This window comes from Mesorhizobium sp. C395A, from assembly GCF_030323205.1.
Classification (GTDB): Bacteria; Pseudomonadota; Alphaproteobacteria; order Rhizobiales; family Rhizobiaceae; genus Mesorhizobium.
In genome coordinates this window covers 3,201,580-3,225,329 of the sequence record NZ_CP100473.1, presented here as the reverse complement: position 1 = coordinate 3,225,329, position 23,750 = coordinate 3,201,580, and the positions used below count along the sequence as shown (strand labels likewise).

Here is a 23,750-nt window from a genome sequence, read left to right as displayed (position 1 = left end):
TTACGCGAGCCGGGCCGCCTGCTCAATTGAACCACAGCGCGAAGGTCAAAAACCCACCGCCACCGAACTGGCGCTGGATCTGGTCGAACTCGCCGCTGGTCAAGATCTCACCGCTCTCGAGGTAGGGCGCGATGGCCGGGCCGGTAATCGACAGCACGAGGTCGAAAGGCTTCGGTTCTTCGAAGAAACGCTTCATGTTGATGCCCTGGCCGGTGCTGGCCGTGATGCGGAAATGCGGCAGCAGCTTGCGGCCTTCCAAAAGGTCTTCGGCCATGGTCAGAGTGGCGAGCCAGGCCTCGACCTGCTCCTCGCCGACTTCGAGCCCGGTGAGCGGGTTCTCGCCCTTCTGCTGCGGTCCCGGCAGCCATTCGCGGTCATTGTCGTTCTCGGCGCGGATCGCCTTCCAGTCCTCGCGCGACAGCCGGATCATTTCGAGCAGATGGCGGCGCGCCGCTTGACGGCGCTCGGGCTCGACCACCGGCCAGTTCACGAGGTGAACCATGGAGATGAAATCCGCGATGCGCCATTCCGATGAGAAGATGCTGCTGCGCATGTCGCCGGCGGGAGGCACGAGAATGTCCTGCAGCGGCAGTTTGGCGCGCGGAAACAGCATGTGGAACGAGCCGTCGAACATGGTCCTGAAATCATGCGCCAGCCAGAAATCGGCCTGCGCCATCAGGAATTCGGCATAGCCCTGCAGCCAGAAACCGTCGGCGCGGTCGAAGCGGAATGTGAGCGAGGAAGCGGCGCCGTCCGACGAGATACCGCCGCGCGACAGCGAGGCCATGATGGCGGCCATGCTTTCATCCGGCGCGATGGCGCCGTCTTCGTTGAGATCGATGCCGGCATGGGTGAGGTCGACGACCATGCCGATATCGGCATCGGCGGGTACCGAGCCCAGAGTGGCCGCGGATGTCTCCAGCCGGTCGCGGAAGGCGACCAGGATGGCGCGGAACTGCTCATAGGTCAGCGGTTCGGGATTGGGATTGTCCGGAATCGGCAGCCGCATCAGCGGCAGCATGAAGGATTGCGGGCTTTCGAACCCGTGGCGGTGCAGACCGCCGGCGAGGATTTCCAGCGCGGTGAAGAATTCGCCGGCGCCGGCGGCATAGGCTGACGCCGGATCGCCCTGGGCTGCAGCCTCGAGCGTGGTAAGCGCGGCGTTGCGCTCGGTCACCGTTTTGGCCTCGAACAAAGCGGTTGCCGCTTCGGGCGCGGCGGCGCGGGCCGAAGATAAAGGCACCAACAGGAGGAGGGCGGACGCCAGCAGGCCTGCAAAACGTGTCATCTCATCCCTCCACTATGCGATGCGCAGACATTACACGCATTTGGCGCCGTGTCTGCCGGCGGCAGTGTTTCAAGGACTGACGGTCGACACTTCCCGGGCAGACCGTCTACACAAGCTAACCGATTGGGCAAACGATTGGGCGTCGCGTGTCGAATTATCCGCTTTCCTACAAACTGTCATGGCTGCCGCGCTTCCTGAAACCATCTCTCGGCGGCGATGTCAGGGATTTCGCACCGAGGGCGGCGACGACGATCATCGATCCGCCGCCGGGGCGGAAGGTGCGGCTGGCCTTTGTCGGCGATATTTCGGCGGTGGCCAACCGTAGTGCGCCGGAGTGCGATCCGGAAATCGCAAAGCTCTTGGGCTCAGCCGATCTGGTGATCGGCAATTGCGAAAGTCCGGTCGTCGAGCGGCCGAGCGTGGCGTTTGGCACGCGGCTTGGCACTCACCATGCGATGAGCGAGCGGTTTCTTGCCGCGGCGCTTGCCGCCGTAGGCATCGCGCGTGAAAAGCTCGTGCTGTCGCTGGCCAACAACCATGTGCTCGACCAGGGCGTCGCCGGTTTCGACGAGACGGCTGCGGCGCTGAAGCGGCTTGGCATCCGCACCATCGGCACCGCGAAAAAAGGGCCGGTCGAGCAGGTCAAGGCCGGGCCGCTGACGATCGGCTTTGCCGCCTTCACACTGTGGCGCAATGGTGACGCCGGGCCATTCACCGAGCTTGTCTCGATGCAAGGCGATCCGGCGGCATGGCCGAGAGGCGCGGCCGACAAGAACATCGATCTCACCTGTGCGGTGCCGCACTGGGACTGGGAGTTCCGGCATTTTCCGCAGCCGCAAACGCAAACGCTGGCGAGGTTGCTGGCCGGTCACGGCGTGGGGCTGATTGCCGGGCACCACGCCCATGTCGTGCAGCCGGTGCAATGGGTCGGCAAGACGCTCGTGGCTTACGGGCTTGGCGACTTCCTCGGCACGGCGCTGGCGCGGCAGCCCTGGCCCGGCCGCATCGCCGGCATTTTCGTCGTCGATGTCAGCGCAGATCTCGGCATGCGCGGTGCGATCGCCGGGTACCGGATGCATCCCTTCATGCGGCTGCGCGCAGGCGGGCATGAGCGGCTGGTTCCGGTCGAGGCGCTGACTGGCCGGATGAAGGGCAAGGTCCAGGCCAGGCTGAAGGCGATCTTTGGCGACTGACAACTTTCCCGTTATCATAGGTATAATAGGACTTTGCGAGGGGGCGATGGAAGCAGCTGAGTTCATGCCTGATGAAGCGGTGGTCGCCGGCATCAGGAAGAATATCGAGATCTATGAGGCTGGACGGGCTTCGGCCTGCCGCCAGGTGCGCTGGCGGGTGCCGGTGTTTCTGGGGCTGCTGCTGGTTTTTGTCGTGCTGGTGGCCTGGCTGTTCAACAAGGTCGCCGACTTGAACGAGCAATGGTTCTCGACGCCGCATGTGTTCCTCTATGTCGGCGGTTTCTTCGCGGCGCTGCTGCTGTACTTCCTGGCGATCAGGCCGGCGACGCGGCTGCAGCAATCGTTCCGTGACACGCTGCTGCCGATCATCTTCGGCTTCATCAGGGATGTGCGCTATCAGCACAGCGTGACGCCGAATTCCTTCGACCGGCTGCCGCGCGCCGTGGTCGGCGCCTTCAACCGGCAGAGCTTCGACGACATCGTGTCAGGCCGCTACGAGGATTTTCCGTTCGAGCTCTACGAGGCGGAGTTGCGCCAAGGTTCGGGCAAAGGCTCGTCGACGGTCTTCAAGGGCGTCATCGTTGCGTTCGAGACGATCGCGCCGTTCCCCGGCATATTGGTCGCGACGCGCCGCAGCAACGCGGTGGTCGGTTTCTTCCGCGGCATCTTCGCCGGCAAGATGCAGGAACTGTCCAGCGGCGATCCGCTGCTCGACGGCGACTACGAATTTCGCACTGACAATGTCGCCGCCGCGCAGCCGCTGGTGAGCGGCCGGTTGGCGCAGGCGCTGAAATGGCTGCACGAGACATGGCGCGATGATCCGGCGCGGGTGGCACTTAATGGCAGCGATGGTTTCCTGCTCTTGCCGCAGCCGAAGAATTTCTTCGAACTGCCCGCCATTTCCGTGCCACTCGATTACACCAAGCACATCGCCCCGATGATCGCCGATATGGGCGCGATCCTGGCGACCGCGGCGCTGGTGCGCAAGATCGGCGCGACGGATGGCGAGGCGGCCGCAAGCTAGGCAGTTCCCGATTGCAACAAGCCGCCATTCATCCGGGTGCGGCTCTCGCGACAAGGCGGACAATATCGCCGAGCCTGCGCTGCTCCTCGGCGGATCTGGAGCGGCTGACCGCGAGGTTGACGACTACCAGTTCGGCTGCCGGCAAGACGCCGATCATCTGACCGAAACCGCCATGGGCGAAATAGCGAACCCTGGGCAAATCCGCATTGCGAAGAACGGTGGCTTCGGACTGGGCTTCGCCATCACGGCCGGTAGTCCACCACATGTAACCATAGCCGCTTCCGTCTGGAGTGATCGAATAAGCCTTTGTGCTGTCTTCGATCCACGCCCGCGGCACGATCTCCGTGCCGCGCCAGCTGCCTTTGCGCAGGTACAGAAGGCCGAATCGGGCAAGATCGCGCGCGGTCATGCGAAAATGATAGGCGGGGTGCTCCGATTCGGGGCCGCGCAAATACGCGCCGTCGTCAGGGTGAAAATCCTGCATGCCGAGCGGGACGGCGATGTCGGCATGGAAGCCGTCAAAAACGGAGCGGCCGGTTGCCCTCTCATAGATGGTGCCAAGGGCGTTGAAGTCCCAATTGTTGTAATACCAGTGGCTGTCCCTGGGGTGGCTGCCGCGGACGGGCCGGTCGGCTTTCATCTGTTCGGATTCGGCGAGCGCCGGGTGGTAAATCCCGGACCGAGCCTTGATGAGATCGCCGACTGTTGCCTGCTTTTCGGCTTCGCTCAACGACGGCGCGACATCATCGATGCCGAGCTCGCCCAGCGTGTTGTCCAGACGAATGCGTCCGCGCTTGACCTCGATGCCGATTAGAGCGCTCAGCAGGCTTTTGCGGACCGAGCGGATGACGACTTTTTTCGAGGCCGAACCGCTGGATGCGACGACAGATCCGCGATGGATGGCCACAGACGCTATCGAACCAAATTGCCGTGCCGCTGCTTTCGCCTCGGCGAGGAGATCGACGTTCCATCCGGCATCGGCCGCCGATACGACGTTCCATTTTTCGCCGGGATATTCAGCCCCTTTCATGTTGCCGCGCCTCAGCAGTCGAAGCCGTAGTTCTGGCGATAATATTCGACATCTTCTTGCGCCATCGTCTTGAACATCACGCAGACGGTGAAGCTGCCGACCTGGCGACCGTTTTTGGTGTAGCCCCAGTCGGAAATATCGTCCCGGTTGAATTCGAGTTCCTGGCCGGCCACGACATTGTGCACCGCTTGCGGCTCATTGGCCAATGTTCCTGCAAATCCGGTCGAGGTCTTGTGGAAGGGGATGATCCAGAAATGCTCCGAGGCGTCTCCGTCCCTGACCTCGACTTTCAATTTGTAGCTGGTTGTCCCGGCTGGCGGCGCATCCGACAAGGACAGGAATTCATCGAGGCTGGCGCGCGCCTGCGCAATGGCCGCCGCCATGTCCGGATCGTCCCTGGCGACGCCTACAACCTTGTCGCCGCCCTGGCCGGAATCCTGCGCACCGGCCGGAATCGGCGCCAAGGCCAGCACCAGGGACAACACGGTTCGAACTGCATGCTTCATGAAATGGCGCTCCTGCGTGTCGATGCTGACACCATCATGCATCTATCTGGAGTTTTCAACGGCAGTGCGACAGCGTGGTATGGTCCGAACGGCAGGCCGCTCACAACCCGCTCGGCACCAGCCCTGCCAGCCAGTTCGCGGACCGCTTGGCAATGCCGACCGTTGCCGACGCGACGCGGCCGAGATCTGTCTTGACAACGGCGTAGCCGTTCCTGGTGCGGTAGAGCACGCCTGTTCCGCCATCGACCACTTGCTCGTAGGCGACCGGCCGTGCCGCTGCTGCCTCCATGGCCGTCGTCGGGGAGCCGACGGAAACGCTCGGCCGATGGCTCAGTTCCGGCGGCAACGGGGTTTGGACATTCCGGCTGGCCGGCTTCAGTTCCGGGCGGGATGCGGCCGCCGCCAGTTGCGAAGAAGACGCCGACCCCTTGCTGCGGCATATGCCGGAGACCAGCGGATAGTCGAAGTTCTTCTGGTGCAGCATCTGGCTTTTCATCGCCGCTTCGCAGTCGGCGATGGTCGCCCACTTCGCCGGCGTCTCGCCGATATATTCGCAAAGCTTGGCGTCGCAGTCGCAGCCGACAATGGTCATGGCGACAAGGGCGGTCTTGAGCACGGTCTTGTCCTTCGGATTGCCCCCCGGCAGCCAGTCCTTCCATCGCGCGCGAACAAGGCGGGATTTTGGCCGCGATCACGCGATGAGCCGGGGGATGCGTTTTTGGGTACCGCTCACTACAGGTGGATTTCGAGACACCCGGTAGCAATAGGGCGGGGGCGTGATGCATTTGCAGTAAGAAGCCTGAATAAATCTTGTCGGCTATGGCCGCGACAACTGTTTCTTGGCCCGGTTTTCTACTACGATACTCACGGGGCGATACAACAATATAGGAGGGGTTTGTCATGGGAAGAATTGTCCGGTCCGCCGAGCCTGTGCCGAAAAGGGAATCAACGCTCGAGGGTATTCCAGGCGATGCTCCGCTCGGCGTCGACGATGACAAGCAAGAAGATCAAGGATCGAAAGGCGGCGATGGCTATCTCGACCGGGTTGCGAAGTACGTGCCTGCCGAAGTCGTGGCATTTTTCATCTTCGTCAACTCCATCCTGGTCAATGCCACTGAGCAGCCGGTTGCCAAGGCGTTGACCGATGCGGTGGCGGAAGAGACCAAAGGCAATCCGGGGGACATTCCGGGTAAGGTGCAGGCAGCCATCTATAAGATTGAAATGGCCGGTATCAGCGTCTGGACCATTTCATGGATCATGTTGATCGTCGCGCTGGCGATGACGCCGGTGTATCTGAAATCGGTCAGCGATTCAGCCGACAATGCGGAGGCTCCGGGAGCCAACATCGTCATGTCGATGCTCGCCTTCCCATTCTGGGCCTATGCCGTCAACGCGCTGGCCCTCAGGCCATGGCATGACGGTGCGCTGGCCAGCATCATGCTCGCCACCTTCACGCTCATCAGCGGCGCCATACGGCCGGAATATATAAACGCTGGCCTCAATTTGATCCCGGGCATCGGCCCGAAGAAGTAGCTTGGCCCGCCGGGCAGGCCGCGGTGCAGGGCGCGGCTTCAGTTGTAGACGCGCTCCAGCCTCGCGCCTGCTTCGAACAGCGCCGGCAGCACGATGTGCAGCTTGCGCACGGCGACGATCAGCCCGGTGCGACGGGTGGCCGGATCGATCGGAACGGTTGGCTGAACAGCGCCCGGGCGCCTTCGGGCGGAGCGAAGTCTGCCGCCGAAAGCACGGTGAGCATGATCGCGTCATTGCCACCGATCTCGACGAAGGACACGCCTCTGTCGATCAGGCGCGGGATCATGTCGGTGAATTGCTGATCGCGCCTGGTGATGAAGATGGTTCCGTCAGCGCCGAAATCTCGTTCCAGCAAAGTATCGGCTTCTTACGCGTCGCTTCGCCGACCGGACCTTGGCCCAAAAGACAGTCGGCGCCGGGATTTCTCCCAGCGCCTCCCTGTCAGATCAGGACACGGTCGCGGCAGCAACTTCCGCAAAGTCGTCGCGCCATGCCGGCCTTGATTTTGACGGTCCTGCCAGTCACCGCCCGAAGGCAGTGCCCGTTCCAGACCACGCCGTTCTCCACCCTTGCGAGCTTCGTTCGGCGCGCCATCGAAGGTTTTCGCCGTCCTTCATGGCAGCATCGGTCCGCCGTTGGCGTTCGCACGCTTTCCGCGGCCCCGTAGGTCTCGGCATCCGTCCCTCGAACAAGCAAGCCTGCTCTCGCTTCGGGCCGTACGGGCCTCAGGAAATCCGCCTTTTCGCTTTGCCTTTCGGCGTGGCGATCGGTAGCCGCCTGAGATGAGTTAAACTTACGCCGGGTAAGGGTTTTGGGGAATGGGCGTGAGCCTGTGGATAACGGGATTATCGGGGACGGTTTGCCACAAAGCTCGGAATTTCGACTCCAGCTGCATTAGACAGCCCGCCCGCTTTTTGGCGCCTGATCGGCTGTGCCCCTTGCTCCGCCGGCTGGCGCGGGCTTCAATGCAGGCAAAGCATCGAGCCTATCGGCTCGGTGCGGGGAGGGTGCGCATTGAAAGTCGGGGTGGTGCTCAATCCGATTGCCGGCGGCGGCCGGCTGAAACGGCATTGGCCGGAGGTGGCTGCTTCGCTGAAAAAGCATTTCGGCGAATTCGAGCTGCGCGAGACGCAGGCCGAGGGCGACGCCGAAAGGCTGGCGCTCGACCTCGCGGCAAGCGGCTTCGAGCTGGTGATCGCGGCCGGCGGCGACGGCACCGCCAGCGAAGTGGCCGACGGATTGCTGCAGGCTTTCGATGAGAGCGGCCGGACAACCGAACTTGCCTTGCTGCCTTGCGGCACCGGCATCGATTTCGCGCGCGGGCTCGGGCTGCCGAAAGAGGTGGATGCGGTGCTGAAGCGGATCGCCGAAGCCAAGGCGCGCAAGGTCGATGCAGGGCGCATCTGCTACATCGACGACCATGGCGCGCTGGCCAGCCGGCACTTCATCAATATCGCCAGCCTCGGCCTATCCGGCGCCACGGACCGTGCGGTCAATGCCGACAAGCGCAAGGGCAGGATGTCGGCCAAGGCGCTGTTTTTCTGGCGCACCGTGGTCGAGTTCATCCGCTACCGCTTCCAGGACGTCAGGATCACCGTCGACGATGGCACCCCGGTCGAGGCGCGCATGGCGCTGGTGGCGGTCGCCAACGGAAAGTTCTTCGGCGGCGGCATGATGATCGCCCCGGACGCCGAACTCGCCGACGGCCAGTTCGACATCGTCATCCTGCGCGCGGCCGGCAAGCTGAAGCTGATCTGGGATATTCGGCTGCTCTATGGCGGCCGGCACCGCAACCATCCGGCCATCACCATATTGCGTGGCCGGAAAGTGGTGGTCGAACCTATCGGCGATGTCGAGAAGAACGGCGCGCTGGTCGACATAGATGGCGAGTCGCCGGGGCGTATACCCGCGACGTTTGAGATCCTGCCCGGAGCGCTGACGCTGAGATATTGAATCAAGGCGTTGAGGGATTGATTCAGGTGGTTTGAGCGGCGATTCCGGCGAACCGGCCAAAGGCCTGAAATCGCAGGACATATTTACCCGGCTTAGCTTTCCAGCTTGGCTGGGAAACCGGGCGCGCGCAGATCCATGTCGACGGCATCCTCGAGCAGTTTGACGATCTGGGTCGACCAGGCGCCGCCGCCATATTCCTGTTTGCCCATCAGGAAAATCTCACTCACAAGCGGCGCCAGTTGGAGTGGCAGTCTGAACTCCCTGCCCATCGCAAGCGCAAAGCCGAGGTCCTTCAGTGCCAGGTCCATGGTGAAGCCAATGTCGTAGGAGCCGTTGAGGATGAGCTGGCTTTCGGTCTCATGGACGAAGCTGTTGCCGGAGGAGGCGACGATGGCGTGGTAGGATTGCGCGAGGTCGAGGCCGCCTTGCTTGGCCAACATCAGCGCCTCGCCGGCGGCGACGAGATGGATGAAGGCCAGCATGTTGGTGATCACCTTGATCACCGCCGCGGAGCCGACCGGACCCATCAGGAACGACTTTGCGCACATCGCTTCGATGGCCGGACGATGGCGCTCGTAAAGCGCAGCATCGCCGCCGACAAGCGCGGTGATCTTTCCGACCGCGGCCAGATGCACGCCGCCGGTGACCGGGCACTCCAGCGTCTCGATGCCTTTGGCCGCGGCGAGGGCGGCGAGGCGCAGGATCTCGTCGCGGCCGTTGGTCGACATCTCGATCCAGGAGCCGCCCCTGGGCAGACCCTCGAGCAGGCCGCCGGCATTAGCCAGCACCGCTTCGCTGACCTTGGGCGAGGGCAGGCAAGTAATGGCATTGCCGGCCTGTGCCGCCGCTTCGGCCGGGCTGGTCGCGGCCGTGGCGCCGAGCGCCACGAGGCGCTCGACGGCGGCGGGGTCGCGGTCGAAGACGATGACGACAAAACCGTTGCGCAACAGGCTGGCGGCAAGGTTGCCGCCGAGATGGCCAAGGCCGATGAAGGCGTAGCGTTCGCTCACGGCATCAGCGGCGTTTGCATCATCTGCAAATGCAGGTCCTTGCCGGTGTAGGGATGCGCGTCGCAGACCGCTTCGTCCAGCTCGACGCCGAGGCCCGGCTCCTTCGACGGAATGACATTGCCGTCCTGCCATTCGATCTTCTTCTTGAGCAGTGTCGCGTGGAAGCCGTCCCACTGCTTCAGCGATTCCAGGATGAGGAAATTGGGCAGCGTCACCGCCAGCTGGATGTTGGCGGCCCCAACGATCGGCCCACAATAGCAGTGCGGCGCGATCTGGATGTGGTATGCCTCGGCGATGGCGGCGATCTTCTTGGTTTCGAGAATGCCGCCGGAACGGCCAAGGTCCGGTTGCAGGATGGTGGCGGCGCGGTTCTCGATGATTCGGGCGAATTCGAACTTGGTCGTCAACCGCTCGCCGGTGGCGATCGGGATCGACGTGCCTCGCGCCACCTGAGCCATCACTTCGGGCATGTCGGGCGGCACCGGCTCTTCGAACCACAAGGGATCGTAGGGCTCGATGGCGCGTGCCATGCGCAGCGCACCCGATGCGGTGAACTGGCCATGCGTGCCGAACAGAATATCGGCGCGGGTGCCGACGGCTTCGCGGATCGCCTTGACCATGCGGGTGGAGACATCGATGTCGATCAGGCGCGGCTGGTGGCCGTCGAAGGCGGTGTAGGGGCCTGCCGGGTCGAGCTTGACGGCGTTGAACCCCTGCTCGACATATTCGAGCGCGCAGGCGGCCGCCAATTCGGGGTCATTGTAGACGTTCCGGCCGTCCGGCGCGTCCTCCGAATGGACGCTGCCGGTGTGCGGATAGAGATAGGTGTAGGAGCGCAGCGTCTCGTGCACCTGGCCGCCGAGCAGTTTGTAGACCGGCTTGTCGGCTTCCTTGCCGACAATGTCCCAGCAGGCCATTTCCAGCGCCGAGAAACAGCCCATGCCGGTAACGTCGGGGCGCTGGGTAAATCCTGAGGAATAGGCGCGGCGGAAGAAGGTCTCGATGTCATGCGGATCGTGGCCGATCAGGTAACGCTCGGCCATGTCCTCGACCAGCTTCGCTGTTATGTGAGCCGAGAAGGTGGCGTTGTAGGCCTCGCCGTAACCGACGACGCCGCTATCGGTGGTCAGCTTGACGAAGATGAAATACTTGCCGCCGATGCCGGGCGGCGGGTTGCCGACTACCCAGGTCTTGACGTCGGTGATCTTCATTTTTGGTCCTCCAGAACCAGTTCGGCGCCCTTCCATCCGGTCATGACCGAGGCGGCGTTGGTGTTGCCGGTGATGTTGGCGGGAAAGATCGAGGCGTCGATGACACGCAGACCTGCGAGCCCGTGCACTTTCAGGCGCGGGTCGACGACGGCGGCCCCGGCGCCCGGCCCCATGCGGCACGTCGAGACCGGGTGATAGACGGTGCCTGAGCGCTTCCTGAAATCCTGGATCAGATCGGCATCCGATTGGATCGATGGGCCCGGCAAAACCTCCTCAGTGATGATCTCGGCCATGGCGGGCATCGAGGCTATCTTGCGCACGAATTTCACCGCCGCCAGCATCTCGTCGACATCGGCGTTGGTGGAATAGGCGTTGGCGACGATCCTGGGATAGTCCAGCGGATTGCTGGAGCGGATCATGATCTCGCCGCGGCTGGACGGGCGGCAGTTGGAGAGGCCGATGGAAAAGCCCGGCCACGGATCCGGCGTCAGGATCGGCCGCTCGCCGCTCTTCGGAATGACGGTCGAGAAAGCCTGGAAATAAAGCTGCATGTTGGGGCGCGAAAACGCCAGGTCGGTTCGGAAGAAGCCGCCGCCATGGTTCATCGACAGCGACAGCGGGCCGGAGCGGGTGAGGATGTACCGCATGCCGACCAGCAGCTTGCCCCACCAGGGCCGCAGGATTTGGTTGAGCGTCGGCACGTTTCCCTTGAAGGTATAGTTGATGCCGACATGGTCCTGCAGATGCGCGCCGACATTTTCGTTGCCGTGGACGACCGGGATGCCAAGCCCCTTGAGCAGTGACGAGGGGCCGACGCCGGACAGTTGCAGCAGCTGCGGCGAGTTGATCGAACCGGCGGACAGGATCACCTCGCGGCCGGCCCGCGCCGTCTTGGTCTCGCCGTTCTGCAGATATTCGATGCCGACGGCTCGCTTGCCCTCGAACAGGATTCTGGTCGCCAGCGCATTGGCTTCGACGCGCACATTCGCGCGCTTCATCGCCGGGCGCAGGAAGGCGCGCGCGGCCGACATGCGGCGGCCATTCCTGGTCGAGATCTGGTAGACGCCGACGCCTTCCTGGGCGGCGCCGTTGAAGTCAGGGTTGAGCGGCAGCCCAGCCTGCTGGCCGGCTGCGAGGTAGCGCCTGGTCAGCGGATGGACGGCGTTCGTCGTGTCGGTGATATGCAGCGGCCCGCCGGTGCCGCGCCATCTGTCGGCGCCGGCCTCATTGTCCTCAAGCGCCTTGAAGCCCGGCAACAGATCGTCATAGCCCCAACCGGGATTTCCGGCATCGCGCCAGTCATCAAAATCCTCGCGCGCGCCTCGGATCCAGACCATGGCGTTGATCGAGCTTGAGCCGCCAAGCAGCTTGCCGCGCGGCCAATGGTCGACATTGCCGGCAAGGCCGGGGTCCGGCTCGGGCTTGTAGTTCCAGTTGACCGCGGGGTCGAAGAAAGTCTTGCCGTAGCCAAGCGGCATCTGGACATAGAAGCGGCGGTCGCTGCCGCCGGCTTCCAGCACCAGCACGGAGTAACGGCCGGAAGCCGACAGCCTGTCGGCGAGAACCGATCCGGCTGAGCCGGAGCCGACGATGATGAAGTCATAGGTCTGCATGATTGGTGTTGGCGGCTCCGCAAAACTGAGCGCAGCCTATCCGCGACGGCTTGGCCGCGCCCCTGCGGCTTCCGGCATGGCTTGTGAAAAAAGCGACCGTGAGACGCCTGGTCGGAAAAGCCACCATGGAACCGACATTGCGCCGGGAGCCTCGCCCGTCGCGTTGACCTCTTGGGTCCATGACGCTACGGGATCAAGGGCTATCGCTTCAGGGGAATCTCGGATGGTGCATTACGCGGACGGACGGCCGATCGGTGATCTGACCTTGCGTACGCTCGCCATGCCGGCCGATGCAAATGCGGCCGGCGACATCTTTGGCGGCTGGGTGATGGCGCAGATGGATCTTGCCTGCGGCATCCGTGCGGCCGAGCGGGCCAAGGGCCGCGTGGTGACGGCGGCGGTCAAGGAAATGTCCTTCGCCAAGGCGATGAAGATCGGCGACACGCTGTGCATCTACACCCATGTCGAGCGCGTCGGCCGCACCTCCATGACGCTCAAGGTCGAGGCCTGGGCGCAACGCTACCTCTCCGACCTGATGGAGAAGGTCACCTACGCCGATTTCGTCATGGTGGCGCTGGATAGCGACGGCAAGCCGAAGCCGATTCCAACCGAAAGTTGACATCGTCGATTCTGCCAAGCTTGCGCTTATGTAACATCCCCCGCGCGGGCGATGCGCTGCGCGACATCCAATGGTTGCCTTCACATCCGATTCTGCGGGCGGCGGAGGGAAGACAATGCGTCAACACATGCTGAACGGCTGGCTCGTGGCGGCCCTCGTCGCGGTGATCTGCCTGCTTGGCACGACCGCTTATACCGAGATCAGGAAAGAGCTTCCAAGCGTTGCCTGCACGCACGACCGGACCGTTGGCAACGAGCGGACTGCCCAGCGGTCTGCAAGGGTAGAGACGTGCGGCGCAGTGTGTTGCAGCAACCCTGCGTCAAAGGCCTGAGGGCCCGTCAGCGGAAGACCTCGTCAGCCTCAAAATGATGATGCGCCGGCGAACGGAACGCTGCAGCTATGTCGCCATGGCGTGACCAACGATGCAAGGGCGGATCCAGTTAAACCCGGGTACGCGTCGTGGACGGCAAAATCCGTAAACTATTGCTGAGCAACGGTTTTCAGGCGTGCACGCCATCGAATCTTTCACGCGCCGCCTGGACCCGCGAGGTGTTCTTCCGCGCCCATTCGCCGAGCGCGCCGACCGGCACCAGCAGCTCATGGCCGAGCTCCGTCAGCTCATAGTCGACGCGTGGCGGGATGGTCGGGAACACGGTTCGGGTGACGAAGCCGTCGCGCTCAAGACCGCGCAAGGTGGTGGTCAGCATCTTCTGCGAAATGCCGCCGACAGCGGCGCGCAACTCATTGAAACGCAGCGGTCCGCCGCCCAGCTTGCCGACGACCAGAACGGTCCATTTGTCGCCGACGCGCTGCAGGATTTCCGAGACGGCGCGGCAGTCTTCGGTGTTGTGCGGGTGCCTCAGTAACATAACGGTGCCTCCTTGCGCTGCCATTTGTCAGTATCTCATATAGCGCCGGTATCCAAACGATACCAGCTTTTGCATATATGGAGAGCCCCATGTCCAAGCCCAAAATCGCCATCGTCGTCGGTTCGACACGCGCCGCGCGTTTCGCCGATGTGCCCGCCCAGTGGATCGCCAAGATCGCGAAATCCCATGCCGACATCGACGTCGAGACCGTCGACCTGCGCGACTGGCCGCTGCCCTTCTTCGACGAGGTCGCCTCGTCCGCCTGGGCGCCGTCGCAGAACGAAGTTGCCCAGCGCTGGCAAAAGAAGGTCGCCGAATTCGACGGCTTCATCTTCACCGCCGCCGAATACAACCATGGCCCGACGGCCGTGCTGAAGAACGCCATCGATTACGCCGCCAATGAATGGAACAAGAAGCCGGCCGGTTTCGTCGGCTATGGCAGCGTCGGCGGCTCGCGCGCTGTCGAACATTTGCGTCTTGCCGCGGTCGAATTGCAGATGGCGCCGGTCAAATCCGCCGTTCACATTGCCTGGAGCGATTTCCTGGCGGTGCGCCAGGGCGAGAAGAAGCTCGAGGAGATCGAGCATCTGAACCAGGCTGCCACGGCGCTGGTCAACGACGTTGCCTGGTGGGCCCGCGTGCTCAAGGCAGCGCGTCAGGCCGACGCGATTGCCGGCGAAGCCCAGGCGGCCTGAGCCTTATCCTCCCAAGGACCGATGATTTTTCCAAAGGGCGGCGTTTGCGCCGCCCTTTTTCATTCACGTGAAGAGGCGCTCTCGGCTCCCTTGGCCGGATGGTGGAGTCGGACCGGCAAGGTCGCGCTGATGCCTTGACGATCCCGCGCGAAGGATCGCCGCCTGTCACAGCCAACCGCCGGAAAACCCGGCCCGGCGCAGTCCTGTGGTGATGGCCGGCACGCGGCGCATCAATCGCCACAGGAAGTCGGACCGGTAGTTCTCGATCATCAGGGCGATCGGCCCCTGGTTGATGCCGACATGGTCCGGCGATACCCAACCGCAGGCGCGGCCGTCGTCGGCAGCGATCGTCGGGTTGAAGCTCGCGGTGAAGCCGTAAGGGTTGCCGTCGCGCAGGTCCATCTCGTGGAAATGGCGCAGCGCCGGCAGCACGATTTCCGGCGCAAAAGGCAAGGAGGCGATTGCCGCCCATGGCGACAGCGTGCCGTCATCGGGGCCAAACGGTGCGCCGCGGGCGAGATAACCGAAGAAGCGGCGTCCATCGGCTCGCCGCGCGATCGGACCTGGGCCGTCGCTGGCGGTGACGCCCCAGCAATTCTCGCCATAGCCCGCGAACCCCCTCGGATTGCGGATTGCGTAATCGCGCTGCAGATACGTCGCCTGGCGGCTGTTTTCGAAATAGTCCCGGTCGTGATCGCGCATGAAGGCATCGCGGATGTCGCGAAAATCGATCCAGATATGCGAGAACTGGTGGATGAAAAGCGGGCCGGCATAGACCATCTCGCGGCCGTAGATGGTCTTCCATTTGTAAGTGGACAGCCAGGCCGCGTAGCTCTCGGGAGTTAGCGAGTGGGTCGGCGAACCGAGACCCAGGACGTACAGGATCAGCGCCTCGTCAAATCCTTCCCAGCGGTAGCGGAGAAAGCCTTTTCCAGGCCGCCAGCCATGGGTGACGGTGGCGCCGCCGTTCTGCGCCCAGCGCCAGTCGGCACGGCGGTAGAGCGCATCGGCAAGCTGGCGGATTTCCAGTTCGAGCTCATCGTCCTCGTCGAAATAAGCGCCGGCGGCCAGAACACCGGCAAGCAAAAGGGCGGTATCGATCGTGGACAGTTCGCAATTCCAGACGCGGCGGCCGGTCTTCATGTCGAGGAAATGATAGTAGAAACCCCTGTAGCCGGTGGCATCGGGCTCCGGCCCGTGCGGGGCGTTCCAGAAGAAGCGAAGCGTGGCGAGCGTCCGCTCGATTGCGGCATCGCGCGTCATGAAACCGCGCTCGACACCGACGGGATAGGACGACAAAGCGAGCCCGACGGCGGCTATGCTGGCAGGCGACGCCTGCGTGTTGCGGTCGGCGACCAGGCCGTTGGCAGGGTTGGCCTCGTTGAGAAAATACTCGAAGGACAGGCGCTGGATATCTTGGAGAAGCTCGTCGTTTAGCGCGTGTTCGTTCGATGCATCCATGACAATCGATATAGAGGCTTTGGTTGCTTTTGCCATTCTTCCAGCGGATCAATCATGGGTGAGGGCAGGCTGGGGCCGATAGCGAAAGGCGCTGCCGACGCACCGAATTCAAATCGAGGGGCTGCGAAGATCGGTTGGACCGCCATATGCACGGCCCTGCCATCTGGCCTGGCCGTCCTCCCCTGATATATCCGGCTGCGATCCATCACATGAGCATGCCCCGTGAAGTCACCCAGCCTGTCAGGCGTCGTTTCCCCCATGACCCCGGTGCTGGTCTGTGCACTTGCGATCTTCCTTCTGTCCGCCATGGATGCGGCGATGAAAATCCTGGTGATCGCCGTCGGTGTCTACAACACGGTGCTGTGGCGAAGCATGCTTGCGAGCGTGGTCGCGGGCACGGCCTGGGCGGCGGGGCCGCGTTCCCTTCCCACGCCTTCCGTGCTGCGGCTACACGCGCTGCGCGCCGTGATCGTGGGCATCGTTCTGCTGTCGTTCTTCTGGGGCCTTGCCAGATTGCCGCTAGCGGATGGGATCGGGCTTAGTTTCGTCGCGCCGCTGTTCGCTCTCCTGCTGGCGGCGCTGCTTTTGGGCGAACGCATACAGCGCCAGGCGATCTGGGCGTCGCTGGCGGGCATCGCCGGCGTCGTCATCATCATGGCCGGACAGTTCGGGCAAGGGAACTATACCGGGGATGCCCTGCTTGGCACGGTGGCGGTGCTCGCATCGACGGTGTTCTACGCCTACAATCTGATCCTCTCGCGGCGGCAGGCGCTGGTAGCCAAACCAGTCGAGATCATGCTGTTCCAGAACCTGTGCGTTGCCGCCGTCCTTCTCCCCGCCGCTCCCTGGCTCGCGGTTGCCCTGCCGGGCAATCTCTGGCTTCCACTGGCCGGGGTGACGGCGCTGTCGCTCTCCGGCCAGTTCCTGATGAGCTGGTCCTACGCGCGGGCCGAAGCGCAATATCTAATCCCGACGGAGTATTCCGCCTTCATCTGGGCGATCGTGTTTGGCTGGCTGTTCTTCGACGAGGCGGCGACCTGGACCACGCTGGCTGGAGCGGCCCTGATCGTGGCCAGTTGCCTGATCGCCTCGCGCTCCAATCCGAAGCTTGCCGAACCGATTGAAGCCGCGGTCTGAGGGCGCTATTCGCTTTGACGGCAGAGCGTCAACGCACCACTTCGCGATGGCCGCTGGGCAGCCGGGTGGCGATCAGCTTGTCGATGCGGCGGCCATCGAGGTCGACGACCTCGAAACGCCAGCCTTGCGCGTCGACGCATTCGCCGGTCGTCGGCAGATGGTGCATGTGCGACAGCACATAACCGGCGACGGTCTCGTAATCGCGATTTTCCGGCAGGTCGATACCGAGAACGTCAGCCATCTCGTCGGCTTGCATGTATCCCGCGAGCAGCCATGAGCCGTCCTCGCGCTTGACGGCGTTTTCCTCGTCGCCGGCGTCGGTATCGGCCCGGAAGACGCCGGTGATGGCCTCGAGAATGTCGGCAGGCGTGACGATCCCTTCGAAATGGCCGTATTCGTCATGCACCAGCGCCATCGGCACGTCGGATTCCTTCAGCTTCTGCAGCACATCCAGCGCGTCGGCCTGATCGTAGACGATGGGGGCGGCGCGCACATGCTTGCGCGGATCGAGTGCGCGGCCGGCAAGCAGGGCGGCCAGCACGTCGCGCGTCTGAACAACGCCAACCATGACGTCGACGCCGCCATCGCCGGCCGGCAGGCGCGAATGCTGGGTCTCCATCAAGAGCTTGCGGATGGCACCCTCATCGGACTGCAAATTGATCCAGTCGACCTCGGTGCGCGGCGTCATCACGGCGCGCACGGCGCGATCGCCGAGCCGCATGACGCCGGCGATCATGCGCCGCTCGTCAGATTCGATGGTGCCGTGGTGCTCGGCCTCGGCGACCAGCATCTTGATCTCTTCGTCGGTGACTTTTTCCTCGCTCTCGCCGCGCTGGCCGAGCAACCACAATATGGCGCGGCCGGAAATGTCGAGCAGGAACACCAGCGGCGCCGAGACGGTGGCGAGGATGGTCATCGCAGGCGCCGCGCGGGCCGCAACACGCTCGGGATCGCGCAGCGCGATCTGCTTGGGCACCAGTTCGCCGACGATCAGCGAGAAATAGGTGATGATCGCAACGACAATGCCGACGCCGAGCGGATCGGCGATGTTTTCGCGCATGCCGGTCGAGGCCAGGTACACCGACAGCCTGTCGCCCAGCGTGGCGCCGGAGAAGGCGCCCGACAGCACGCCGACCAGAGTGATGCCGATCTGCACTGACGACAGGAATTTGCCGGGATTGGAGCCGAGCGTCAGCGCACGCCCGGCGCCATTGACGCCCCGGTCGATCATCGCCTTGAGCCGCGCCGGGCGCGACGACACGATGGCGAGCTCGGACATCGACAGAAGGCCGTTCACACAGATGAGGACGACCACGGTGGCGATTTCGACGTATAGCATCAGGGCTCAATAGCATTGCGGCGGGCCGCAGGAAAATAGTCCGCGATGATTTTTGGAAAATGACAGTGGTTCAGGGGAATTGCCTGAGCACCCCGACAACAGCCTTGCCGTCGGTGAAATAGGGATCGCCGCCGCCGTTGCGTCCGGTCCTGGTGGCGCCGATGCCCGGGATGTCGCTCACCGAGATCACCATGCCGGCCGCCGACAGGTCGTGGATCACGAGATCGCGCTCGGCGTCGATGTCAGGGGCGATATGGTGGGTGATGGCGCCGGTATCGTGGCTGAGACCAACGCCGCGGTCGAAGCTGGCCGAGCCCATCCAGAGCGTTCGGCCGTCGTCGCCGGTCGCATCGCTGCGCCAGAAGCGGACATGATGGCGCCGGTCGGCGCTGCCGCCGACCGGCTTTTCGAAGGCGAGATCCTGGGCGCGGCCTTCGAACAGCAGCCGGCTGACCGGGGCGTCAGGATAGGGATGGTCGAACAGCACGCTCTCACCGATTTCGATCGCGGTCTTTAGCGTCACGCCATCGGCCGTATCCCATCCGGCCATGGCGAAGGCATGGACCATCTCTTTTTCGGTACCGACAAGGCCGATATTGATCGGGTCGCCCGGAATGCCTTGCGGCGTGTGTGTCACCATCTCGAAAGTCTGCGTGCGAAAGCCGCGGTCGCGAACCGTCCAGAATTCCGGCGCAGCGACATAGGCGAGGGCCAGCCAGACCGCCAGAAGAGCGGCGAGCCAGGTCAATGCGCGTCGTTGCAGGCTTCGTCGGCTCATGAAAGCGGCTCGATCCGTGCGGTATCTGTGCCTGACGGACCCTGAAAATCAATGGCCAGCGGCGAGCAGCCGTTCTATCGTCGGCCATCGTTTTTGCGTGGGGTGAGCAGCAATGGATAAGAAGCCGGTGGGTCGCAGCTCGATGGCATTGACCGCGGACCTTGTCGCAAGGGTCGAGCGTGTCGAACCGGATGCGGGTCCCGAGCCCGGAACAACCGAGCATACGGACGCGGAGTTCGATAGTCTTGTCGAGCAACTTCTGTCGGAGCATCGGCCTGAAGCGCTATGGGTCTTTGCCTACGGGTCGCTGATCTGGAACCCCGAATTCGCCCATGTCGAGCAGCGCCCGGCCACGGCGCCAGGATGGCACCGCTCGTTCTGCCTGACGCTGACCCGTTGGCGCGGAACCCGTGATTTGCCGGCGCTGATGCTGGCGCTCGATCGAGGCGGCAGCTGCAACGGCATCGTCTATCGGCTGCCCGCGGAAGACCATGTCGGGCAACTTGGCCAGTTGATGCGCCGCGAGATCGATGCCAACCCGCCGACTAACGTGCCATGCTGGATCAAGGTCAAGACCAAGGATGGGCCGTTGCGGGCCTTGGCTTTCGTCGCCGCGCCAGACGGCAGGGCCTATGCGGGCCGGCTGCCATTGGAGCAGGTTGCCGACACGCTGGCGCGGGCTGCCGGGCATTGGGGCTCGTCGGCTCAATACCTGTTCCGAACCGTCAGCAAGTTGGAAGAGAGCGGTATCCGCGACAGGAACCTTTGGCGCATCCAGGATCTGGTGGCCGAGCAAATCATCGCTTCCACCGGGAACGCCAATCCCGACTGATTTCTGAACGGTGAAACGCCTTAGCGGCAGGCGCGGTAGCCGCTTTTGCGGTTCTTGATGTCGAAATGGAAATGGTTGCGGTGATCGTAATTGTAGCCGGGACCGAGCACGGTGGTGAAATACTGGCAGCCGTCGGCGCGCACATTGTTGAGGAAACCGCGGGTGCGGAAGGCAAACAGGCCGGGCTTGCGCACGTCGATGTCGTCGCCGTTGTTGAGCTCGATGCTCATGACGTCGAGGGCGTTTCCCTTGCCGTGCTCGGACAGGACTCCTTCGCCGGCGATGTTGCGGCAGGAATAGCTTGAGCCCTGGTGGATGGTCTTGACGCCCGAGAAATAGCGCCAGCGGGCGGAAGGAACCAGTTCGTTGCTGGTCCAGGCGGCGAAACTTGCGGCCATGTCGCAGGTCAATGTCGCGGCGGGCTTCATCTGGATGCCGCCGATGGCGGAGACCTTGACCGGCCAGTCTATGCCGCACTGTCCCTCATGGATCGGCTGGACATCGGTGTAGACGACGCGAAGGCGCTTCAGCTCGCCACGGCAATCGGTTTCGCTGGCCGGCATCTGCTGCGGCTCCGACATCGGCTCGTCCATGCGCGGATAGGCGGCAGTCATATAGGGATTGGACGGGACGAGCTTCTGCATGCCTTCATATTGCGGCACGGCCGCGGTCTGCGAGCCGACATCGACGGCCGGCTGCAGCGACAGCACGCTGCCAGTGTTGCAAGCCGAAACGGCGGCCAGCGCAAGACCGGTGGCCAGTATCGCTGCGCTTTTTGCCTTCGCGGCGGCGCGAAATATTGCGGCCATGGGCGGAATCCTGTCCTTGATCGATGGGATTTTAACGATCAAGGGTAAAGGAAAACTCAGCGTCCACGTTCATGCGTGCGGCCGAAATGCGGCAGCCAGACCATCACCGGCATGACGATCACTGGAGGGCCATTACTGGCAGAAAGTGCCACCATTCCGGCGCGGTTCGAGATCGAGATGGAAATGCAGGGAATGGTCCGGGTCCGCGCCCGGCCCAAGCACGGTCTTGAACGGTCCGCAGGCGGCCTTGCGCACCGCATTGAGGAATTTGCCGTCCTTCTCGGGCGGCGTTGGACCGACTTCGACCTTTCTGCCATCCGACAACGTGAAGCTGGCAATATCGAGCGCATTGCCGAAGGCATGTTCCGACAGATGGCGCGTGCCGTTGCGCGGCCGGCAGACAAAGGCCGATGCCTGGTTGATCGATTTCAGGTCGGCGCCGAACTCGGCTTTCGCCGCAGGCTGGATGATTTCGGCGGCAAAGCGGGCTGCCGCCTCGGCCATCGGGCAGTTGAGTTCGGTCGTGGGTCCGATGGCGATGGATTTTCCGAGCGACTTCAGCACCAGGGGATAGGGGATCGAGCAGCCGATGTCGGGATTGCTTTCCGCCTTATGCTCCTCGAATTCGACACCAAGGGCCATCAGCCGCTCGCGACAGGCGACTTCCGCCGCCGGCATTTTTGCATCGGGCACATCGGCCGAGCGCGCATCGGGCAGCATCTTCTTGTCGCCGGCATCGGGTTTTTCAGGTGGTTGCGGAGCAACGGCCAGCGGCTGAGCTTCAGGTTCCGAAGTGTCTGGCTTTTGTGTCGGAATCGGCACCGCGGCCGGCGGCTCGGGCTCGCTTTGCCTATCGGTCGACGGCTTCGGGGCTGACGGTCCGGGCCGCGCCTGCTTTTTAAAACGGGACTTTTCTTCGTTGAATCGATCGTCATTGGACCGGTTGGGCGCGCCAAGGGGGTTCGGACCTTCGGCCTTTTGCTTTTCGATCGGTGCCGCGCCGGTCTTCGGCGCCTCTGAAGGACGCGCCTCGGGCAGCGGGACAACGCGCGAGGGCTGCACCGGAACATCGGCGGGCGAGGGCTTTTTATCCGGGGTCTTTTGTTCCACCTGCTTTGGCGTGATGTGCCGCTTTGGACTGGGCTTCTGGCGGTGTTTGCTGCGCGGCTTAGGATGCGAGTCGACCCGCGGTGAAAACAGCTGCTCCAACCGCTGTGACAGCGGCGTGTAATGCTTCTTGCGCTGTTTGGCGTCGGCTTGCGTCAGCAGGGGCGTCAGCAGCAGAGCCGTGACGACCATGACCAGTGCAACTCTGCATGTTCGGGAAAGTACAAGCGACCCCATCCTCCTCAACGGCGCGAGCGCCCGGAGGTTGCCTGCGGCCCATCACGAACGGTAACCACGCCGTTACGCGCCAATCGCTTCCAGCCCTTCTTCCAGCCAGTCGGCCAAAAGCGGCATGCCGAGCAGGTATTTCGCCGTGCGCTTGTTGGCGCGGTCGCGCGCGGCGGCAACCGCATCGGACCATTCCGCTGCGTCATAGTCGCCGCGGCCGACCCAGGCCAGCGCGATCAACTCGGCCGCTTCGTCGACGTTGAGGTCGTTGATCAGCTCGCGCAGCTCTTCCTCGGTGAGGTCTTCCGCGCTTTCCTCCGCCAGACCGTCATGGTGGTGATTGGCATGTGATTCACCATCGAGCTCGACCTCATGCTCGGCACCGTCGGCATAGTCTTCGTTGACGGCAGCACTCAGTCCCTTTGCCTTGAGAATGAACAGGCGCACGGTGTCCGGGCCGATCGATAGCTCCCATTCCCGCTCACGGCGCTGTTGCACTCTCGGGCACCCCCGCTGATCATTTCCGGAATGATAGCGGATTTGCAGCGCGCGTCACGTCATGTTCTGATCCCTGGCTCCCGCCTTTGACCGAATTCAGGTTAGGCACGGCCGCACAAATAGTTTCGGCGGCTGCGGGTTTCCGGGATGAAAAGTCTGCATCCCGGCGTTAGCTTTTCATTATCGTCATTATCCCTCAAGATCGTCATTATCCCTCAAGGAGGCTTCGATGCATAAAAGAGTGTTGATCCAGGCGGCTGCGGCGCTTGTGGCGCTGCAGTTCTTTGCGGTTCCGGTGTTTGCGGCCGGCGGCGGTGGCGGTGGTACCGAGACCACCACCCAGTGCAAGAAGGGGCAGGTCTGGGACAAGAAAAAGCAGAAATGCGTCGCGCCGAAGTACGGCATGCTGGACGACGACAACATCTACGATGCTGGTCACGACCTGGCCATGGCCGGGCGTTATGATGAGGCGATCGCCGTGCTCAGCCTTGCCGCCAACAAGCAGGATCCACGCATCCTCAACTATCTCGGCTATTCGCATCGCCATTCCGGCCGTGTCACCGTCGGCCTCGGCTATTACGAGGAAGCGCTCCGCATCAACCCGGATTACACGCTGGTGCGCGAATATCTCGGCGAGGCCCATCTGCAGATCGGCGATCTGGCCGGCGCCCAGGCGCAGCTGGCCGAGATCGAGAAGCGGACCGGCAAAGGTTCCCGCGAATACGGCATGCTGGCCGAACAGATCTACCATTTCATGAGAAGCTGACCCAACCCCAACGGCTTCTCTGGGCCGGCTGCGAGCAATCGCAGTCGGTTTTTTGGTTGTCGCAACTGCAACACGCTGCACGTGCCGTAACGACAATTGGACAATCGGCTCATGATTTTTCAAAAAGCCTGCTTTTTCAGCGTGAAAAACGCGCGAGGATCGCTATATTGGGGAAAACTGCGGTGAAACGGTTCCGTTAGCCCGAGGCTGCCGGACCCGTTTTCTTTTTATACCCATCGACAAGGCTTTCC

General features: G+C 63.1%; 24 protein-coding genes. 9 read left to right on the top strand and 15 right to left on the bottom strand.

The features are described from left to right. Positions 1 to 22 precede the first annotated feature (22 nt). Positions 23 to 1,288 (bottom strand): hypothetical protein, encoded by a 1,266-nt coding sequence (locus NLY37_RS15775; RefSeq protein ID WP_023724942.1) that lies wholly within the window; start codon positions 1,286 to 1,288, stop codon positions 23 to 25. A 146-nt stretch (positions 1,289 to 1,434) separates the two neighbouring features. Here NLY37_RS15775 and NLY37_RS15770 point away from each other — a divergent pair, with 146 nt between their 5' ends. Both NLY37_RS15770 and NLY37_RS15765 read left to right on the top strand, forming a co-directional pair. Then, positions 1,435 to 2,481: a CapA family protein gene (locus NLY37_RS15770; RefSeq protein ID WP_023741082.1), complete on the top strand. Its 1,047-nt coding sequence runs from the start codon at positions 1,435 to 1,437 to the stop codon at positions 2,479 to 2,481. A gap of 46 nt (positions 2,482 to 2,527) precedes the next feature. Then, entirely contained in the window at positions 2,528 to 3,505 is a 978-nt protein-coding gene (locus NLY37_RS15765) for a DUF3137 domain-containing protein (RefSeq protein ID WP_023741083.1), read from the top strand. A gap of 28 nt (positions 3,506 to 3,533) precedes the next feature. Here the strand turns inward: NLY37_RS15765 and NLY37_RS15760 are convergent, their stop codons facing one another. From NLY37_RS15760 to NLY37_RS15750, 3 genes are all read right to left on the bottom strand, one after another. Beyond that, entirely contained in the window at positions 3,534 to 4,535 is a 1,002-nt protein-coding gene (locus NLY37_RS15760; protein ID WP_023691556.1) for a serine hydrolase domain-containing protein, read from the bottom strand. Between the two features lie 11 nt (positions 4,536 to 4,546). Next, the gene (locus NLY37_RS15755) at positions 4,547 to 5,041 is read right to left on the bottom strand and encodes a YegJ family protein (protein WP_023741084.1); all 495 of its coding nucleotides are present in this window, start codon (positions 5,039 to 5,041) and stop codon (positions 4,547 to 4,549) included. 100 nt (positions 5,042 to 5,141) lie between these two features. After that, entirely contained in the window at positions 5,142 to 5,657 is a 516-nt protein-coding gene (locus NLY37_RS15750; protein WP_023741085.1) for a hypothetical protein, read from the bottom strand. A gap of 284 nt (positions 5,658 to 5,941) precedes the next feature. Between NLY37_RS15750 and NLY37_RS15745 the strand changes: the two genes are divergently transcribed. Next, positions 5,942 to 6,574: a hypothetical protein gene (locus NLY37_RS15745; RefSeq protein ID WP_023733334.1), complete on the top strand. Its 633-nt coding sequence runs from the start codon at positions 5,942 to 5,944 to the stop codon at positions 6,572 to 6,574. 118 nt (positions 6,575 to 6,692) lie between these two features. On the opposite strand, the gene NLY37_RS15740 is transcribed toward NLY37_RS15745, so the two are convergent. Then, positions 6,693 to 6,929 (bottom strand): hypothetical protein, encoded by a 237-nt coding sequence (locus NLY37_RS15740; RefSeq protein WP_023733333.1) that lies wholly within the window; start codon positions 6,927 to 6,929, stop codon positions 6,693 to 6,695. Between the two features lie 659 nt (positions 6,930 to 7,588). Here NLY37_RS15740 and NLY37_RS15735 point away from each other — a divergent pair. Then, a complete protein-coding gene (locus tag NLY37_RS15735; RefSeq protein WP_023683740.1) occupies positions 7,589 to 8,527 on the top strand; it encodes a diacylglycerol/lipid kinase family protein in 939 nt (312 codons plus the stop codon). A 92-nt stretch (positions 8,528 to 8,619) separates the two neighbouring features. Here the strand turns inward: NLY37_RS15735 and NLY37_RS15730 are convergent, their stop codons facing one another. Genes NLY37_RS15730 through NLY37_RS15720 form a run of 3 tightly spaced genes read right to left on the bottom strand, consistent with a single transcriptional unit; the run spans position 8,620 to position 12,361 of the window. After that, positions 8,620 to 9,537, bottom strand: a complete 918-nt coding sequence (locus NLY37_RS15730; protein WP_023683741.1) for an NAD(P)-dependent oxidoreductase — start codon at positions 9,535 to 9,537, stop codon at positions 8,620 to 8,622. Next, the gene (locus NLY37_RS15725; protein WP_023741087.1) at positions 9,534 to 10,748 is read right to left on the bottom strand and encodes a mandelate racemase/muconate lactonizing enzyme family protein; all 1,215 of its coding nucleotides are present in this window, start codon (positions 10,746 to 10,748) and stop codon (positions 9,534 to 9,536) included. The genes NLY37_RS15730 and NLY37_RS15725 overlap by 4 nt, the downstream gene beginning before the upstream one ends. Beyond that, a complete protein-coding gene (locus tag NLY37_RS15720; protein ID WP_023741088.1) occupies positions 10,745 to 12,361 on the bottom strand; it encodes a GMC family oxidoreductase in 1,617 nt (538 codons plus the stop codon). Before NLY37_RS15720 ends, NLY37_RS15725 begins: the two co-directional genes overlap by 4 nt. A 223-nt stretch (positions 12,362 to 12,584) precedes the next feature. Here NLY37_RS15720 and NLY37_RS15715 point away from each other — a divergent pair, with 223 nt between their 5' ends. Next, positions 12,585 to 12,980 carry an acyl-CoA thioesterase gene (locus tag NLY37_RS15715; protein ID WP_023741089.1) on the top strand — a complete coding sequence of 132 codons (396 nt, stop codon included), beginning with the start codon at positions 12,585 to 12,587 and terminating at the stop codon, positions 12,978 to 12,980. Between the two features lie 500 nt (positions 12,981 to 13,480). Here the strand turns inward: NLY37_RS15715 and NLY37_RS15710 are convergent, their stop codons facing one another. Beyond that, a complete protein-coding gene (locus NLY37_RS15710) occupies positions 13,481 to 13,849 on the bottom strand; it encodes a winged helix-turn-helix transcriptional regulator (RefSeq protein WP_023683744.1) in 369 nt (122 codons plus the stop codon). 89 nt (positions 13,850 to 13,938) lie between these two features. On the opposite strand from NLY37_RS15710, the gene NLY37_RS15705 reads away from it, so the two are divergent. Beyond that, positions 13,939 to 14,544: an NADPH-dependent FMN reductase gene (locus NLY37_RS15705; RefSeq protein WP_023671992.1), complete on the top strand. Its 606-nt coding sequence runs from the start codon at positions 13,939 to 13,941 to the stop codon at positions 14,542 to 14,544. 165 nt (positions 14,545 to 14,709) lie between these two features. Here NLY37_RS15705 and NLY37_RS15700 read toward each other — a convergent pair whose 3' ends face one another. Continuing rightward, on the bottom strand, positions 14,710 to 16,005 hold the full coding sequence (locus NLY37_RS15700) for a glucoamylase family protein (RefSeq protein ID WP_023724933.1): 1,296 nt from the start codon (positions 16,003 to 16,005) through the stop codon (positions 14,710 to 14,712). A 258-nt stretch (positions 16,006 to 16,263) separates the two neighbouring features. On the opposite strand from NLY37_RS15700, the gene NLY37_RS15695 reads away from it, so the two are divergent. Continuing rightward, on the top strand, positions 16,264 to 17,142 hold the full coding sequence (locus NLY37_RS15695) for a DMT family transporter (protein ID WP_023701605.1): 879 nt from the start codon (positions 16,264 to 16,266) through the stop codon (positions 17,140 to 17,142). A 28-nt stretch (positions 17,143 to 17,170) separates the two neighbouring features. Here NLY37_RS15695 and NLY37_RS15690 read toward each other — a convergent pair whose 3' ends face one another. Then, positions 17,171 to 18,481, bottom strand: a complete 1,311-nt coding sequence (locus NLY37_RS15690; RefSeq protein ID WP_023741090.1) for a hemolysin family protein — start codon at positions 18,479 to 18,481, stop codon at positions 17,171 to 17,173. Between the two features lie 70 nt (positions 18,482 to 18,551). Beyond that, positions 18,552 to 19,259: an LssY C-terminal domain-containing protein gene (locus NLY37_RS15685; RefSeq protein ID WP_286440051.1), complete on the bottom strand. Its 708-nt coding sequence runs from the start codon at positions 19,257 to 19,259 to the stop codon at positions 18,552 to 18,554. Between the two features lie 112 nt (positions 19,260 to 19,371). Here NLY37_RS15685 and NLY37_RS15680 point away from each other — a divergent pair, with 112 nt between their 5' ends. After that, the gene (locus NLY37_RS15680; protein ID WP_023683748.1) at positions 19,372 to 20,091 is read left to right on the top strand and encodes a gamma-glutamylcyclotransferase; all 720 of its coding nucleotides are present in this window, start codon (positions 19,372 to 19,374) and stop codon (positions 20,089 to 20,091) included. A 20-nt stretch (positions 20,092 to 20,111) separates the two neighbouring features. On the opposite strand, the gene NLY37_RS15675 is transcribed toward NLY37_RS15680, so the two are convergent. From NLY37_RS15675 to NLY37_RS15665, 3 genes are all read right to left on the bottom strand, one after another. Next, positions 20,112 to 20,900 carry an extensin-like domain-containing protein gene (locus NLY37_RS15675; protein ID WP_023683749.1) on the bottom strand — a complete coding sequence of 263 codons (789 nt, stop codon included), beginning with the start codon at positions 20,898 to 20,900 and terminating at the stop codon, positions 20,112 to 20,114. 132 nt (positions 20,901 to 21,032) lie between these two features. Then, complete coding sequence (locus NLY37_RS15670) at positions 21,033 to 22,109, bottom strand: extensin-like domain-containing protein (RefSeq protein WP_023741091.1); 1,077 nt, start codon at positions 22,107 to 22,109, stop codon at positions 21,033 to 21,035. Between the two features lie 198 nt (positions 22,110 to 22,307). Further along, positions 22,308 to 22,733 (bottom strand): DUF3775 domain-containing protein, encoded by a 426-nt coding sequence (locus NLY37_RS15665; RefSeq protein ID WP_023683751.1) that lies wholly within the window; start codon positions 22,731 to 22,733, stop codon positions 22,308 to 22,310. Positions 22,734 to 22,962: 229 nt separating this feature from the next. Here NLY37_RS15665 and NLY37_RS15660 point away from each other — a divergent pair, with 229 nt between their 5' ends. Continuing rightward, entirely contained in the window at positions 22,963 to 23,499 is a 537-nt protein-coding gene (locus NLY37_RS15660; RefSeq protein WP_023741092.1) for a tetratricopeptide repeat protein, read from the top strand. Positions 23,500 to 23,750: the final 251 nt, after the last annotated feature.

Excerpts from the sequence above, each read along its gene's own strand:
- NLY37_RS15775 (WP_023724942.1), bottom strand. The coding sequence starts at position 1,288 with ATGACACGTTTTGCAGGCCTGCTGGCGTCCGCCCTCCTCCTGTTGGTG.
- NLY37_RS15765 (WP_023741083.1), top strand. The coding sequence starts at position 2,528 with ATGGAAGCAGCTGAGTTCATGCCTGATGAAGCGGTGGTCGCCGGCATC.
- NLY37_RS15760 (WP_023691556.1), bottom strand. The coding sequence starts at position 4,535 with ATGAAAGGGGCTGAATATCCCGGCGAAAAATGGAACGTCGTATCGGCG.
- NLY37_RS15755 (WP_023741084.1), bottom strand. The coding sequence starts at position 5,041 with ATGAAGCATGCAGTTCGAACCGTGTTGTCCCTGGTGCTGGCCTTGGCG.
- NLY37_RS15745 (WP_023733334.1), top strand. The coding sequence starts at position 5,942 with ATGGGAAGAATTGTCCGGTCCGCCGAGCCTGTGCCGAAAAGGGAATCA.
- NLY37_RS15725 (WP_023741087.1), bottom strand. The coding sequence starts at position 10,748 with ATGAAGATCACCGACGTCAAGACCTGGGTAGTCGGCAACCCGCCGCCC.
- NLY37_RS15720 (WP_023741088.1), bottom strand. The coding sequence starts at position 12,361 with ATGCAGACCTATGACTTCATCATCGTCGGCTCCGGCTCAGCCGGATCG.
- NLY37_RS15715 (WP_023741089.1), top strand. The coding sequence starts at position 12,585 with ATGGTGCATTACGCGGACGGACGGCCGATCGGTGATCTGACCTTGCGT.
- NLY37_RS15710 (WP_023683744.1), bottom strand. The coding sequence starts at position 13,849 with ATGTTACTGAGGCACCCGCACAACACCGAAGACTGCCGCGCCGTCTCG.
- NLY37_RS15705 (WP_023671992.1), top strand. The coding sequence starts at position 13,939 with ATGTCCAAGCCCAAAATCGCCATCGTCGTCGGTTCGACACGCGCCGCG.
- NLY37_RS15700 (WP_023724933.1), bottom strand. The coding sequence starts at position 16,005 with ATGGATGCATCGAACGAACACGCGCTAAACGACGAGCTTCTCCAAGAT.
- NLY37_RS15695 (WP_023701605.1), top strand. The coding sequence starts at position 16,264 with ATGACCCCGGTGCTGGTCTGTGCACTTGCGATCTTCCTTCTGTCCGCC.
- NLY37_RS15690 (WP_023741090.1), bottom strand. The coding sequence starts at position 18,481 with ATGCTATACGTCGAAATCGCCACCGTGGTCGTCCTCATCTGTGTGAAC.
- NLY37_RS15685 (WP_286440051.1), bottom strand. The coding sequence starts at position 19,259 with ATGAGCCGACGAAGCCTGCAACGACGCGCATTGACCTGGCTCGCCGCT.
- NLY37_RS15680 (WP_023683748.1), top strand. The coding sequence starts at position 19,372 with ATGGATAAGAAGCCGGTGGGTCGCAGCTCGATGGCATTGACCGCGGAC.
- NLY37_RS15675 (WP_023683749.1), bottom strand. The coding sequence starts at position 20,900 with ATGGCCGCAATATTTCGCGCCGCCGCGAAGGCAAAAAGCGCAGCGATA.
- NLY37_RS15660 (WP_023741092.1), top strand. The coding sequence starts at position 22,963 with ATGCATAAAAGAGTGTTGATCCAGGCGGCTGCGGCGCTTGTGGCGCTG.